The following is a 12,957-nucleotide window of genomic DNA, read 5'->3' as shown; positions in this document are numbered from 1 at the left end:
CATGGGCGCCGGCCACGCCCACCAGCTCTACCGCGCCGGGGCCTCGCCCGTGCACGCGCTGCCGCCGCACACCAAGCTGGCCGCGGTCTTCTGCTTCGTCCTGGTCGTCGTCTCCACCCCGCGCGAGGCGATCTGGGCCTTCGGCCTGTACGCCGTGCTGCTCGCGGCGGTGGCGGCGACGGCGCGGGTCCCGGCGGGCTTCCTGCTGAAGCGGCTCCTCATCGAGGTCCCGTTCGTCGCCTTCGCCGTCCTCATGCCGTTCGTGGCGGAGGGGAGCCGGGTGCAGGTCCTCGGGATGTCGCTGAGCGAGAGCGGACTGTGGGGCGCGTGGAACGTGCTCGCCAAGGGCACGCTCGGCGTCGCCGCCGCGGTCCTGCTCGCCTCGACCACCGAACTGCGCGAACTGATCCTCGGCCTGCAACGCCTGAAGCTCCCCCCGCTCCTCGTCCAGATCGCCTCATTCATGATCCGCTACGGCGACGTCATCACCGACGAGATGCGCCGCATGAAGGTCGCCCGGGAGTCGCGCGGCTTCGAGGCGAAGGGCGTACGGCACTGGGGTGTCCTCGCCAAGTCGGCGGGCGCCCTGTTCATCCGCTCCTACGAGCGCGGGGAGCGGGTGCACCTCGCCATGGTCAGCCGTGGCTACGCGGGGGCGATGCCGGTGATCGACGACCTGGCGGCGACCCGGACCCAGTGGTCGTACGCGCTGACCCTGCCGGGTGCGGCGCTCGTGGTGTGCCTGATGGGATGGACGCTGTGACTTCTTCTGCTGCTTCTCTCGACGTGTCCGGGCTCGCCTTCGCCTACCCCGACGGGCACCAGGCCCTCTTCGGCGTGGACCTGCGCATCGGCAAGGGCGAGCGGGTCGCGCTCCTCGGGCCGAACGGCGCGGGCAAGACGACCCTCGTCCTGCACCTCAACGGCATCCTGACGGGTGGCGCGGGCACGGTCACCGTCGCCGGTCTCCCGGTCGACAAGCGCAACATGGCGGAGATCCGCCGCAAGGTCGGCATCGTCTTCCAGGATCCGGACGACCAGCTGTTCATGCCGACGGTCCGCGAGGACGTCGCGTTCGGCCCTGCGGCGGCGGGCATGAAGGGCCCGGAGCTGGAGGCGCGGGTCCGCAAGGCGCTCTCGCTGGTCGGCATGGAGGAGTTCGCGGACCGGCCCCCGCACCACCTCTCCTTCGGCCAGCGCCGCAGGGTGGCGGTGGCCACGGTCCTCGCGATGGAACCCGAGATCCTGGTCCTCGACGAGCCGTCCTCCAACCTCGACCCGGCCTCCCGCCGCGAACTCGCCGACATCCTGCGCTCGTTGGACGTGACGGTCCTGATGGTCACGCACGACCTGCCGTACGCCATGGAACTCTGCCCCCGCGCGGTGATCCTCAGCGGCGGCGCGATCGCGGCGGACGGGGCGACCGGCGACCTGCTCGTGGACGAGGACCTGATGACGGCGCACCGCCTGGAGCTCCCGTTCGGCTTCGACCCGAGGTCGGTGGCGGGGCGGACGGCGTGAGCGCGAACGGGGCGGCCTGGCTCAGAAGGCCAGGTCATCCCACGTGATGCTCAGGTTGAAGGGCTCGGGGAACTCGATACCGAGGCCCTCCGGTTCCCATTCGCCGACGGGGACGTAGAGCGCCGGGCGCAGCGGCTTGACGGGGAGTCCGGTCCGCTCCAGGGAGGCGAGGCCGTACGCCCGTACCACTGTGACGTCCCAGGTCCCGCCGGTGTCGAGCTCGACCTCCCAGTACCAGGGGATGCCGCCCTCCGCGTAGCGGTTCATCTTCCACTGCCTGCGCTTTTGGGTATCCGAGCCGGAGAGCACCTCGCCGACCAGGACGGTGTCGCCGACGAAGGTCTCGGCGCCGCGGGGCAGGCAGCGGCGGACCAGGAAGTCAGGGGTGAGGAAGCTGGACCTGTCGGGTGTGAAGAAGACGTTGGTCTCCACCTCGACCTGCCAGCAGCGCTGCTCCTCGCCGCCGGTCTCCTCGCTCATGGCGCGGCGGGCGTTGGCCTCGAGCGCGTTGCACAGGTACCTGGCGGCCCGCTGGTGCTCCATCGGGGGGCGCCTGTTCCACACGACCCTGCCCTGCCACAGCTCGATGTCCTTGGCGATGTCGCCCGGAAGGCCGTCGAGTTCATTCCAGGTCATGGTCTCGGGCAGGTTGAATCCGGCTGCCTCGCGTGCGTTCGCCGACATGCCGCCTCCACGGTTCGCGTTCCGCTGACTTCAAGGTAACGGCGCGGGTGGGGGCGAACGTCACGCCTGCGCAGGCGGATTCTTGGCGACGAAGGAGCCCTTGCCGCGGACGGTGACGATGAGGCCGCGCTCGCGGAGTTCCCGCATGGCTCGGGAGACCGTCATGCGGGCCACCCCGTAAGTCTCCGTGAGTGCCAGCTCGCCGGGCAGGCGCGTGCCGGGGGCCAAGTCGCCCGCGGCGATGCGCCGCTGAATGTGATCGGCAATGACGACGTACACGAGCTCGGGCCCGTGCGGGTCGATGGCCGGAACGTCCAGATCTCCCATACGGCCAACCGTACGACCCTCCTGACCTGCGAATACACCCAGAGGCCTCGCCAGTTGTCTATAGATGCCTATATGGTGTGCAGCACGGCGCCCCGCTGGGGCGTGCCGTACCCGTCACAGCCAGAAGGGCATGACGCATGGCAGACCTCATCCCTCCAGCGCTTCCCAGCGTGAGCCTGCTGCTCGCCTCGGTCGCGGTCCTCGTCTCCCTGGCACGCCTCACGTTTCCGGCCCCGAGCGGGCGCCACCGGCGGCCGGTGCGGCCCGATGCCGTCCGGCGGCGACCCTTGGAGGTCCCGCTCGACGGCGGTGCCGCCCGGCTCGTCCGCCCTTACGTCATCGCTGCCGAACAGGCCGCCCGTAGGCGGGAGTTGCTGCTCGCCGACTTTGGGATCGACGGGCCGGGCCCGTACGTGATTCACGGTGTGGAGGTCGCCGCATGAATACGAACAAGACGGTGTACGTCATCGGGGAACCGGACCGGCCGGGGCCCGCCGCGCGACAGGTGGACGCCGTGGACGCGGCCCAGTTGGAGATGGCGGAGGTGCTGCTGGGGCACGCCCGGGAGCTGTTGGACGAGGCGGGCCCGACCGAGCTGCGGCACCTCGTGACCGAGCTGACGTGCGCGCTTGCCGATACGTTGAGGGTGGCCGTGCGTGGTCGGGACAGGCCTTGGTGAAGTCCGTGCGGGAGGCACTGAACGCGGGTTAGCGTCCGCGTATGAAGCGCTTCGAGGGGTACGGGGTTCTGATCACCGCGGCCGGGAGCGGCATCGGCGCCGCCACCGCGCACCGGCTGGCCGAGGAGGGTGCGCGCGTCCTCGTCACCGACATCGACGAGGCGGCGGCCGGCAAGGTCGCCGCCTCGATCCGTGAACAGGACGGTGCCGCAAGGGAGTTCGCCTGCGACGTGGGCGACAGGGCCGCCGTGGAGGCCGCGGTCGCGTACGCCGTCGAGACCTTCGGGCGGCTCGACGTCCTCGTCAGCAACGCCTGTGCCTGCCACCCCGACGCGCCGCTCTTCGAGGACGAGGACGACGAGGTGTGGGCCACCGACCTCGACATCACGCTCACCGGCGCCTATCGGTGCGCCCGCGCCGCGCTGCCGCACCTCGTCGCCTCCGGACGCGGCGCCATCGTCAACATCGGCTCCGTCAACGGCATCCAGGACTTCGGCAACCACGCGTACAGCGCCGCGAAGGCGGGGCTCGCGTCCTTGACCCGCACGTTGGCCGGGCACGCGGGACCGCGCGGCGTCCGCGTCAACCTGATCGCACCCGGCACGGTCCGCACCGCGGCCTGGGCGGGTCGGGACGAACAGCTCGACACGATGCGGGAGTTGTACCCGCTGGGCCGGGTCGGCGAGCCGGCCGACATCGCGGCGGCGGTCGCGTTCCTCGCGTCGAGCGACGCGGCGTGGGTGACCGGGGCGGTGCTCCCGGTCGACGGTGGGACGACCGCGATCAGCAGCGGCTTCAAAATCATGCGCGATTGAGCCCAACTCCGGCTTAGGGTCACGCCCATGAGTTCACTGGTGCGCCATATCACTTTCGACTGTGCCGATCCCTACGCCCTTGCGACGTTCTGGACCGGTGTCCTGGACGGCAAGCTCTCCGACGAGGACTTTCCGGGCGACCCGGAGGCCCTGGTGCACAGCGCGAACGCGACGCTGCTGTTCATCCGCGTCGACGAGGGCAAGACCGTCAAGAACCGGGTGCACCTGGACCTGCAACCGCAGGACCGCACCCGCGACGAGGAGGTCGACCGCCTCCTCGCCCTGGGCGCCACGCTCCACGAAGACCACCGCCGGCCCGACGGCAGGGGCTGGGCCACCCTCCATGACCCCGAGGGCAACGAGCTGTGCGTGGAGCGAGAGGCCGGCGCCCGTACCGCTTGACGCCCCGGGCCCCGCGGGCTCTCGTCGGCAAGCGCGGCTTCAATGGGCCAGCATCAGGCCGATCCCGGTCACCACCACACCCGCCGCCAAAAGCCTCGGCGCGCCGAAGCGTTCCTTGAAGAAGATCGCGCCGATCGCCGCCCCCACGATGATCGACGACTCCCGGAGCGCGGAGATCGGGGCGAGGTCGGCCCGCGTCTGGGCCCAGAGGACCAGGCCGTAGGCGAGGACCGAGAGCGCCGCGCCCAGCAGGCCCCGCCACGCGAACGGCCGCAGCCGCTCCACCAGTTCACCGCGCCAGCGATACGCCGCGTACACCGGGACCGCGATCCCTTCCAGCACCATCAGCCACGCGATGTAGCCGAGCGAGGAGCCCGAGGCCCGTACGCCCAGGCCGTCCACCACCGTGTACGAGGCGATCGACACCCCCGTGGCCAGCGCGGCGCCCAGCGCCCGCCAGTCCGGCTTGCGCCCCGATCCCCGTAGACCCCACAGCGCCAGGCCCGTCAGGCCCGCGCTGGACACCGCGACGCCCGCCGCCTGCCAGCCGCCCGGCACCTCGCCCGCGAAGACCGCCGCGAGCACCGTCACCACCAGCGGCGCCGTGCCGCGCGCGATCGGGTAGGCCTGCCCGAAGTCGCCCAGTTTGAAGGAGGTCATCAACAGGGCGTAGTAGGCGATGTGGAGGAGGGCCGACGTCACCAGGTACGGCCATGCACCCGCCGCCGGGAGCGGTGCGAATATCGCCAGCACCAGGCCGATCAGCGTTCCGCCGCCCGATATGAGCGTGAAGCCGACCAGCTTGTCCGTGATGTGGTGGGCGAGCGCGTTCCACGAGGCGTGGGTCACCGCGGCGAGCAGCACCGCCGCGGCGACCACGGGAGTCATACGCGCACGTCCACGAGCGCGGCACCCGCGTGCGAGATCAACTCCTTGGGCGCCATGGGGAAGACGGCGTACGGACTGCCGGCCGCCGCCCACACCGTGTCGTGGTTGAGGAGGGAGCGGTCGGCGAGGACGCGCGTCTTGTTCGCGTGGCCGAAGGGCGGTACGCCGCCGATCGCGTAGCCGGTGAACTCCCGGACGACGTCGGCCTTGGCGCGCGTGACCTTCTCGGCGCCCAGTTCGTCGCGTACGAGGTCGAGGTCGACGCGGGACGCGCCGTCCATCAGGACGAGCACCGGCACCCCGTCCGCCGCGAAGATCAACGACTTGCAGATCTGGCTCAGTTCGCAGCCGATCGCCTCGGCCGCCTCCTGCGCGGTGCGGGTCGCCTCGGGGAAGCGCCGCACCCGCGGCAGGAGATCGGTGAGGCCCATCGCGGTGACGGCCTCGGCGAAACGGGGGTGTGCGGCTGTGCTGTTGCTGTTGCTGTCTTCCGCTGTCGTCATGGTCCGCACGCTAGCTCTGCGTGTACGGGACACGCGACCCTGTATCGGTCCCCGGTCAGCCGCCCGCGAGCAGCATCTTGCGGACCACCGGACCGGCCGAGTCGCCGCCGTGCCCGCCCTGCTGCACCACGGCCGCCGCCGCGAGGTCCCCGCGCCAGGCCGTGAACCAGCCGTTGGGGTCCTTCTGCCCGTCGACCTCCGCCGAACCGGTCTTCGCGCCCATGTCGGAGCCGAGCCCGGACATCGGCTTCACGGCCGTACCGGCGATCGCCGTGTAGTGCATCAACTCCCGCAGCTTCGAGGCCGTCGACGCGGAGATGGGCTTCGACGCCTTCGCCAGCGTCCGGTCGTCGAAGTCCGGCGACACCAGGTACGGCTGGTGGAAGGCGCCCGCCTTCACGGTCGCCGCCACCGAGGCCATGTTCAGCGGGTTCATCCGGACGCCGCCCTGCCCGATCAGCGAGGCCGCCATCTGCGCGTCCGACATCACCGGCACCGCGCCGTCGAAGCTCGGCACCCCGATCGACCAGTTGTTCATGCCGAGGCCGAAGACCGACTGCGCCTGCTTGGTCAGCGAGTCGTTGTCGAGCTTCGGGGCCTGGCTGATGAAGGCCGTGTTGCAGGACGCGGCGAAGCTCGCCTTGAACGTGCCGTTCTTGATCTGGAACTTGTCGTCGTTCTGGAACTTCCAGTGCCCGTACGTGAAGTACTTCGGGCACGGGTGCTTCTTGTCGACGTCGGTGATGTTCTTGTCCAGCAGCATCGACGCCGTGATGACCTTCATCGTGGACCCGGGCGCGAGCGAGCCCTGGAACGCCGTGTTGAACCCGGCGCTGGAGTTCGCCACCGCCAGGATCTCGCCGGTCGACGGCTTCACGAGCACGACCGAGGCCTTCTTGCGCGACTTCACCTGGGCCTCGGCGGTGGCCTGGAGTGCCGGGTCGAGCGTGGTCTTCACGGTGCCCGGCGTGCCCTTGGAGAGCGTGAGCAGCGTCTTGTCGGGCAGCGCGTTCTTGTCGTCGGACTTCTTCCCGGACTTCCCCCGCACGACGCGCAGTTCGACGCCCGCGGTGCCGCCCGCCTTCTTCCCGTACTTCTCGCGGAGTCCGTCGACGATGGTGCCGATCGAGGGGTACTTCTTCGCGTCCAGCTCGGTGCCGTCCCGGTCGACGGCCTTGACCGGCGGATCGCCGGCCTCGCCGGTCTCCAGGTGGTCGCCGTCCTTCAAGTCCGGGTGCACGACGGAGGGTTGCCAGTCGACGAGGACCTTGCCGTCGCTCTTGCGTCGCTCGGCGGTCAGCGCGGAGTCGTACGCGAAGGGCTCGCTCAGCTCGGAGTCCGAACCGCCGCCCTTGCCCTCCTTGTACTCGACCGTGGACGTGACGTGGAAGGGGACCTCGGCGCCCTTGCGGGTGCCGGGAGCGAGCTTCAGGCCGGTGAGGTGGGCGTCCTTGGAGAGGCCGGCGAGCGCCTTCTTCGCGGCCGCCGCGTCGTTCGTGTACGCGGCCGCCTTCGCGGTGTCGCCCTGCTGCCAGGCGGTGAGGAAACCGTCGGCGACGGCCCGTACTTCCTTGGCGGTCGGTGGGCCCTTCGGGATCTCGGGCTTGTCGTCCGAGGCGGAGGCCGAGGTGCTGCCCGCCTGATCGCCGCTCCCGATCAGCGCGTACGCGCCGACGCCTGCCCCGATGACGGCGACGGCGGCGACGCCACCGATCACCAGGGCGTTCGTGTTGCGCCGCGTCTCACCGCGACGCTTGCCTCTGCTGCCCACCTGAGTCCTCCGGAGATCTACGGGTGGCCCAGGGTACGGGGTGGTCCTGAGCGCACTTTCCGTAGGACAGAACGACGTGGTAACGCCTGGCGATGCGTGGATTCACCGCCAGGCGCAGGGAGTCGTAGGGGAACTACGCTCCGGTCCGTATTCCGGATGTACGGATCCATGACCCGGCCCGTGGTCGTGGCATACGGATCTATGACCCGGCCCGTAGCACCGCCGCGACGACCGGGCCCGCCGCGTCTCCGCCGTGCCCGCCGCGCGGCACCGTCGCGGCCGCCGCCACATCGCCGCTGTAGCCCGTGAACCAGGAGTTGGCGTTGCCCTGGCCGTCGACCTCCGCGGAGCCGGTCTTCGCGCCCTTGTCGCCGGGAACGCCCGCCATGGCCGCGGCGCCGGTGCCGTTGGTCGCGGTCAGCCGCATCATCTGCCGCAGCTGGTCGGAGGTTCCGGGCTTCAGCCCCTTCGCCGTGGCGAGCGGGTGGTCGTCGACCTTGCGGGAGACGAGGACCGGCTGGTGGAACGTGCCGGTGATGGCGGTCGCCGTGACCGAAGCCATGTTCAACGGGTTCATCTGGACCCGGCCCTGGCCGATCATCGCGGCGGCGTCGTCGGAGTCCCCCGGCAGTTCGACCGAGCCGTCGCGGGAGACGATTCCCGTCTTCCAGTCCTTGCCGAGGCCGAACCGGTCCTCCGCCTCCGCGGCGAACTTCGCCGCGCCCAGGTCGTCGGAGAGCTTGATGAAGGCGGTGTTGCAGGAGCGGGCGAAGCTGTCGGCCAGCGTCGCGTTCTCGTTGGGCCGCATGCCTTTGAGGTTGCGGAAGGTCTGGCTCTGGGCGACCGCCGAATCGGGGCAGGGCGCCGGGCCGTTCGCCGAGGTGACCCCGTTGTCGATCAGTGCCGCGGCGGTAAGGATCTTCATCACGGAGCCGGGCGCGGTGCCGCCCTGGAACGCCGCGTTGAACTCGCCCTTGGCCTGGTTGGCGACCGCGAGCACCTCACCGGTGGACGGCTTGACCGCCACCACGGACGACTCCTGGTACTTCTTCACGGCCTGCTCGGCGGCCGCCTGCGCGGTGGCACTGATCGTCGTACGCAGCTTGCCGGGCTTGCCCTTGGCGAGCGTGAGGAGCGTCTTCGCGGAGCTCGTCTCCCCGCCGTCGTCGGTCCGCTCCACGTACGTCTCGATGCCGGGCGAACCCCCGGCGGAGTCCCCGTACTTGGCGCGCAGCTGGTCAAGGACCGGGCCGAGCGACGGGTACGCGTCCTTCGTCAGCACGGTGCCGTTGCGGTCCACGGCCTCGATCGGGGGCGCGGGCGCCTCTCCGGTGACGAGCGTGTCGCCCTTCTTCATCGACGGGTGCACCACGGCCGGCGACCAGTCGACCAGCGCCCGCCCCGTGGTCTGCCCGCGCACGACCCTGAGCGAGGAGTCGTACGACAGCGTCTTCGTCTTCTTGCCGTACGCGACGGTGGCCTTGACGTGGAAGGCGACCTTCGCGCCGTCCGCGTTCGTCGGCGTCAGCTCGGTGCGCGTGACGTGCGCCTTGTCGTGCCAGTCCTCGAGGACGCGCATCGCGTTGTCGGCGTAGTCCGTGAGCCGCGCCGCGGCCGCCGGATCGTTCTTCTCCCACGCCGCGAGGAACTGCTCCGACGTCTCCTTCACCTCGTCGCCGGACGGTGGTCCCGACTTGTACTCCGACCCCTGCGACGACACGGTGTTCCCGCCCGTGACCGCCGTGACGAGGTTGTACGCCCCGTAGCCCGCGCCGCCGACCATGACGGTGCACACCCCGCCGACGATGGCGATCTTGACCCCCTTGCGCATGAAGCGCTCCCCTCCCCAGGTTTACGAGAGGGACTTTAAGCACGAGGAGTGCCCCAGGGGGCGCGGGTTCATCAGATGATGTCCGAAGGTGTCCGGATTGAGATCACCAAGCTGACCGAAACCGGCTCACACCCAGGTGTCCAGCCACATTCTCGACCGCCAGGAGTCGACCGGGATCGCGTCGCCCGTGTAGATCGGCCAGAAGTAGATGAAGTCACGATTGGTCGGGGCCTTGCGGCCCCGACCTGCGCGTTTGCCTGCTCGTGTGGGCCGTCAGCCCTCCGTGGGCCGCCTGTGGGCCGTGATCTTGGGAGCGAGGAACACTTTGTCGACCGCTTTGCGCGTCCTGCCCTCGCTGCTCGGCATCAGGTGCGTGTACGTCCGCAGCGTGAATCCGGGGTCGCTGTGCCCCAGGTATGTGCTCAGGGCTCGGATGCTCTCGCCGGCGTCCAAAAGAACGGACGCGTAGAAGTGCCTGAGCGCGTGCATGCCGTGCTCGCGCGCCGACGCGTACCGCTTCCCCGACTCGCGCTCCGGGATGATGCCAGCGGCCGCGAGAGCGGGTTTCCAATGCCAGTCGTTGAAGTTGCTCACGCGTACGTGGTCGCCCTGGAAGCCACTGAAGTAGAGCCGCTTGGTGACGGGAGGGCCGTCCGGCGTGCGCCAGGGGAGCGTGAGCTCAACCGGCGAGAACAGCTTCGTGTGCAGCCTCAGGGCATCGGCTACCGAGTCGGGGAGCGGTGTCGTACGGACTTTGTTGCCCTTCGGTAGGGCGAACACGTACTTGCCGCGGATGCGCTTGAGCTGGTGGGCGACGGTCAACCAGCCGCTTTCGAAGTCGGGTTCGTCCTCCGATAGGCCGAAGATCTCACCCTGCCTCAGTCCGCACCCGGCGCCAATGTCCATGGCGGCCTGCCAGCGCTCGGGGAGGGCTTCCCGTACGTCGAAGACCTGAGCTGCGGTCCACGGGACGATCTGAGGGCCACCGGACTTCGGAAGGGATACCGAGCTGGCCTTACAGGGGTTCTTGGTGAGGAGCCCATCCTCGATGGCGGCATTGAATACGGCGGACGCCGTGCCCACGATGACCCGGCGGTATGACTCGGCAGGCACCGTGTCCTTCATGGCAGTGATCCAGTCGCGGATGTGCTCAGGCCTGAACGCTCCGATGGGGCGGCGCCCGATGTGCGGGTACGTGTGCAGCCGCAGCCGTCGTTCCGCAGCTTCCCCGCTGTTGATCTCGCCCGTGTGCCCCTTGACCCACTTCTCCGCGTACTGCCGGAACGTGGTCCGTGCAGTCTTGGGGTCGATGTACTGGCCGTTGTCCATGTCGGCCTTGGTCTTGTCGAGCCACTTCTCTGCGCGGCGCTTCTGGCCGTCAGGGAAGCTTTTGGACTTCTCGGTGCCGTCAGGGCCGACGTAGCGGGCCCGGTAGCGAAGCCCCGTGCCGTGGCGGTCGGACTTCTCGCGGACGTTCTTGCCGTCGGCGGCGGTCTCGGTTTTGAACCATCGGTCTTGGATGTGGCCTGCCATTCGGCGGGTCCTCCTTGCAGCACGGAGCAGGGGCGACCGCTGTGCGGTCGCCCCTGCTGGAGAGTTGGGGTCGCGTCAGGCCGCTACGCGGTCGACGTTCTTGCGTTCCGTGACGTAGGCCAGTACGTCGGCGGGGTCGTAGCGCACGTACTTGCCGATGCGGAAGCTGGGCGGCCCGGTCTCCTTCTTCCGCCACTGGTAGACGGTCTCTTTGGGCACCTCGAACATCTCGGCGATGTCGTCGGTGGTGAGGTAGCGATCCGGTAGGCCACCTCGGAGTGTGGATTGGGGCCCGGTCGACCGGGCGCCCTCCAGGCGTTCGAGCAGACGTTGGTGAGACATTCCGTGGGCTCCTCGGGGAAGCGTCGGAGTGGCGGGGAAAACGGGCGCCACAATGCTGTGGACCGCGGACCATCGCGGACCACCCTGTTTGACCTGCGGTTTTGTAGGGGGTGTTGTGCGGACCATCGCGGACCACTCTTGGAGGCGCGGTCCGCGATGGTCCGCAATCGGGGTCGCGAAAACGTGCAGGTCAGAGGGTGTGGTCCGCGATGGTCCGCGGTCCTGGGGATTGTGGGCGCTACTTCAGCCGGTGGCGCCGGGTACCGGGCGCACGGTGATGCCTGTGTAGGTGCGCACGCGGCTGTCTCCGTCGCGGGGGCGGGTGAGGGTGAGTTGGGGGATGGCGGACTGGAGGTTGCGGCCGAAGACCTGTTTGCTGCCGGGCTTCACGCCGTTGTCCTCGGCCCACTCGCGCCAGATCGCCCACAGGTTGTCGACCGGAATCGAGCAGGAAGGGCCGGTGGCGCAGCGCTCACGGATGAACGCGGTCGTCGGGGACGCGGTGTCCTGCATGGTCGTGACCGCATCGCGGCTCGCGGTCGGCTCGGTGATCCGGCGTGTGCGCTGGAGGCGCGCGAGGCCGTCCAGTGCCCAGTTGAGAATGCCGGGCAGTTCCGCAACGAGCCGGTCCAACAGGGTGGGGTCTTCCTGGCCGAGCCAGGAGCGGGTGAAGTTGAGGACGATGAAGCGGCGGGCGATGACGCCGGACGAGTCGCCGAAGTTCGGCAACTCGTTGGACAGCATCATCAGCCGCGTGGGCAGCTTCCCGGTCCACACCGCCCGGTACTTCCGGTCGATGTCGATGGTGTCCTCGCCGGAGATGGTCAACAGCCGCTCCACAACCTGACTGTCGTTGCCGGACAGGCGGGCGTCGGAGATGACCGCGAGCGGCTTCCCGATCAGGGTGGCCAGCCCGAAGTTGGTCCCGAGCCCGGCGAGGGTGGGGCCGGCGAGGTTGTTCTTGCCGACGAGCTCCTTCATGACGCGGGCGATGGTGCCCTTGCCGGAGCGGGACGGCCCGACCATGAGCAGGATCTTTTGCTGGTCGGTACGGCCGGACAGGACGTAGCCGAACCACTCCTGGAGCGCCGCGATGGCGTCCGGGGCATCGGCCCAGATGTCGGCGAGGAAGCGGTGCCACTCCGGCGCGGTGGCCTTCGGGTCGTAGGCGAACGGGACGGAGACATGGTTGAAGAAGTCCGGGCTGTGGGGCAGTAGTTCCCGGTCGCGGATGCGCAACAGGCCGTTGGTGCACGCCACGATCGGACCCCAGTCGCTCGTGTCCTCGCCCCCGCGGTCCAACCAGGCGGGAGCGTCGACGTCGGCGGGCAGCAGCGTGATGGAGCCGAGTGCGTCCAACAGATTGCTGATCTTCGGCTTCGTCGGGGCCCACTCGCGCGGCTCCATCTGGTCGCCCTTGCCGGGCACGAGGAAGACCGCGTGTTCCAGGCGCTCGTACATGCCCGCGCGGATCTGCTCCTCGTCGATCTCGCGCCAGTGCGTGCGGCTCCACTGCATCCACGAGCCGCGCCAGCGCCGGCACACCATCTGCCCAACCTCGTTCTGCCAGTCCGGCAGGATGCGGCGGGCGACGGCCATGGGGTTGGAGGGCGCGGGCAGTTCCTCGGTGTTCATGCAAGGCCCCTCCTTTCCGTGGGGGT

Annotated in this window: 15 protein-coding genes; 6 read left to right on the top strand and 9 right to left on the bottom strand. The window is 69.6% G+C overall.

Annotation, left to right across the window (positions count from 1 at the left end; translation table 11 throughout):
• Position 1: 1 nt before the first annotated feature.
• On the top strand, positions 2–763 hold the full coding sequence (cbiQ, locus tag OHA73_RS19235) for a cobalt ECF transporter T component CbiQ (RefSeq protein ID WP_327655655.1): 762 nt from the start codon (positions 2–4) through the stop codon (positions 761–763).
• Positions 751–1,521, top strand: a complete 771-nt coding sequence (locus tag OHA73_RS19230) for an energy-coupling factor ABC transporter ATP-binding protein (protein WP_327655654.1) — start codon at positions 751–753, stop codon at positions 1,519–1,521. The genes cbiQ and OHA73_RS19230 overlap by 13 nt, the downstream gene beginning before the upstream one ends.
• 21 nt (positions 1,522–1,542) lie before the next feature.
• Here OHA73_RS19230 and OHA73_RS19225 read toward each other — a convergent pair whose 3' ends face one another.
• Entirely contained in the window at positions 1,543–2,205 is a 663-nt protein-coding gene (locus OHA73_RS19225; protein WP_327655653.1) for a Uma2 family endonuclease, read from the bottom strand.
• A gap of 60 nt (positions 2,206–2,265) precedes the next feature.
• On the bottom strand, positions 2,266–2,532 hold the full coding sequence (locus OHA73_RS19220) for a GntR family transcriptional regulator (protein WP_327655652.1): 267 nt from the start codon (positions 2,530–2,532) through the stop codon (positions 2,266–2,268).
• Between the two features lie 137 nt (positions 2,533–2,669).
• Here OHA73_RS19220 and OHA73_RS19215 point away from each other — a divergent pair, with 137 nt between their 5' ends.
• Genes OHA73_RS19215 through OHA73_RS19200 form a run of 4 tightly spaced genes read left to right on the top strand, consistent with a single transcriptional unit; the run spans position 2,670 to position 4,428 of the window.
• A complete protein-coding gene (locus OHA73_RS19215) occupies positions 2,670–2,975 on the top strand; it encodes a hypothetical protein (RefSeq protein WP_327655651.1) in 306 nt (101 codons plus the stop codon).
• A complete protein-coding gene (locus tag OHA73_RS19210) occupies positions 2,972–3,211 on the top strand; it encodes a hypothetical protein (protein ID WP_327655650.1) in 240 nt (79 codons plus the stop codon). The genes OHA73_RS19215 and OHA73_RS19210 overlap by 4 nt, the downstream gene beginning before the upstream one ends.
• A 41-nt stretch (positions 3,212–3,252) precedes the next feature.
• Positions 3,253–4,026, top strand: coding sequence for an SDR family NAD(P)-dependent oxidoreductase (locus tag OHA73_RS19205; RefSeq protein ID WP_327655649.1), 774 nt, complete (start codon positions 3,253–3,255; stop codon positions 4,024–4,026).
• A gap of 27 nt (positions 4,027–4,053) precedes the next feature.
• Positions 4,054–4,428 carry a VOC family protein gene (locus tag OHA73_RS19200; RefSeq protein WP_267070148.1) on the top strand — a complete coding sequence of 125 codons (375 nt, stop codon included), beginning with the start codon at positions 4,054–4,056 and terminating at the stop codon, positions 4,426–4,428.
• A 39-nt stretch (positions 4,429–4,467) separates the two neighbouring features.
• Here the strand turns inward: OHA73_RS19200 and OHA73_RS19195 are convergent, their stop codons facing one another.
• From OHA73_RS19195 to OHA73_RS19165, 7 genes are all read right to left on the bottom strand, one after another.
• On the bottom strand, positions 4,468–5,316 hold the full coding sequence (locus OHA73_RS19195; RefSeq protein ID WP_266711096.1) for a DMT family transporter: 849 nt from the start codon (positions 5,314–5,316) through the stop codon (positions 4,468–4,470).
• Entirely contained in the window at positions 5,313–5,819 is a 507-nt protein-coding gene (locus OHA73_RS19190; protein WP_327655648.1) for a YbaK/EbsC family protein, read from the bottom strand. Before OHA73_RS19190 ends, OHA73_RS19195 begins: the two co-directional genes overlap by 4 nt.
• A 55-nt stretch (positions 5,820–5,874) precedes the next feature.
• The gene (locus tag OHA73_RS19185; protein WP_327655647.1) at positions 5,875–7,590 is read right to left on the bottom strand and encodes a penicillin-binding transpeptidase domain-containing protein; all 1,716 of its coding nucleotides are present in this window, start codon (positions 7,588–7,590) and stop codon (positions 5,875–5,877) included.
• A 199-nt stretch (positions 7,591–7,789) separates the two neighbouring features.
• The gene (locus OHA73_RS19180) at positions 7,790–9,421 is read right to left on the bottom strand and encodes a penicillin-binding transpeptidase domain-containing protein (protein ID WP_327655646.1); all 1,632 of its coding nucleotides are present in this window, start codon (positions 9,419–9,421) and stop codon (positions 7,790–7,792) included.
• A 273-nt stretch (positions 9,422–9,694) separates the two neighbouring features.
• Positions 9,695–10,954, bottom strand: coding sequence for a tyrosine-type recombinase/integrase (locus OHA73_RS19175; RefSeq protein ID WP_327655645.1), 1,260 nt, complete (start codon positions 10,952–10,954; stop codon positions 9,695–9,697).
• Positions 10,955–11,029: 75 nt separating this feature from the next.
• The gene (locus OHA73_RS19170; RefSeq protein ID WP_327655644.1) at positions 11,030–11,296 is read right to left on the bottom strand and encodes a helix-turn-helix transcriptional regulator; all 267 of its coding nucleotides are present in this window, start codon (positions 11,294–11,296) and stop codon (positions 11,030–11,032) included.
• Between the two features lie 243 nt (positions 11,297–11,539).
• A complete protein-coding gene (locus OHA73_RS19165) occupies positions 11,540–12,931 on the bottom strand; it encodes a DNA primase family protein (RefSeq protein WP_327655643.1) in 1,392 nt (463 codons plus the stop codon).
• Between the last annotated feature and the right edge of the window lie 26 nt (positions 12,932–12,957).

This window comes from Streptomyces sp. NBC_00483, from assembly GCF_036013745.1.
In the GTDB taxonomy this organism is placed as follows: Bacteria; Actinomycetota; Actinomycetes; order Streptomycetales; family Streptomycetaceae; genus Streptomyces.
The sequence above is the reverse complement of the archived record's forward strand: the minus strand, read 5'-3'. Positions and strand labels throughout refer to the sequence as shown.

Excerpts from the sequence above, each read along its gene's own strand:
- OHA73_RS19205 (WP_327655649.1), top strand. The coding sequence starts at position 3,253 with ATGAAGCGCTTCGAGGGGTACGGGGTTCTGATCACCGCGGCCGGGAGC.
- cbiQ (WP_327655655.1), top strand. The coding sequence starts at position 2 with ATGGGCGCCGGCCACGCCCACCAGCTCTACCGCGCCGGGGCCTCGCCC.
- OHA73_RS19220 (WP_327655652.1), bottom strand. The coding sequence starts at position 2,532 with ATGGGAGATCTGGACGTTCCGGCCATCGACCCGCACGGGCCCGAGCTC.
- OHA73_RS19215 (WP_327655651.1), top strand. The coding sequence starts at position 2,670 with ATGGCAGACCTCATCCCTCCAGCGCTTCCCAGCGTGAGCCTGCTGCTC.
- OHA73_RS19210 (WP_327655650.1), top strand. The coding sequence starts at position 2,972 with ATGAATACGAACAAGACGGTGTACGTCATCGGGGAACCGGACCGGCCG.
- OHA73_RS19190 (WP_327655648.1), bottom strand. The coding sequence starts at position 5,819 with ATGACGACAGCGGAAGACAGCAACAGCAACAGCACAGCCGCACACCCC.
- OHA73_RS19195 (WP_266711096.1), bottom strand. The coding sequence starts at position 5,316 with ATGACTCCCGTGGTCGCCGCGGCGGTGCTGCTCGCCGCGGTGACCCAC.
- OHA73_RS19200 (WP_267070148.1), top strand. The coding sequence starts at position 4,054 with ATGAGTTCACTGGTGCGCCATATCACTTTCGACTGTGCCGATCCCTAC.
- OHA73_RS19165 (WP_327655643.1), bottom strand. The coding sequence starts at position 12,931 with ATGAACACCGAGGAACTGCCCGCGCCCTCCAACCCCATGGCCGTCGCC.
- OHA73_RS19180 (WP_327655646.1), bottom strand. The coding sequence starts at position 9,421 with ATGCGCAAGGGGGTCAAGATCGCCATCGTCGGCGGGGTGTGCACCGTC.
- OHA73_RS19230 (WP_327655654.1), top strand. The coding sequence starts at position 751 with ATGGACGCTGTGACTTCTTCTGCTGCTTCTCTCGACGTGTCCGGGCTC.
- OHA73_RS19225 (WP_327655653.1), bottom strand. The coding sequence starts at position 2,205 with ATGTCGGCGAACGCACGCGAGGCAGCCGGATTCAACCTGCCCGAGACC.
- OHA73_RS19170 (WP_327655644.1), bottom strand. The coding sequence starts at position 11,296 with ATGTCTCACCAACGTCTGCTCGAACGCCTGGAGGGCGCCCGGTCGACC.
- OHA73_RS19175 (WP_327655645.1), bottom strand. The coding sequence starts at position 10,954 with ATGGCAGGCCACATCCAAGACCGATGGTTCAAAACCGAGACCGCCGCC.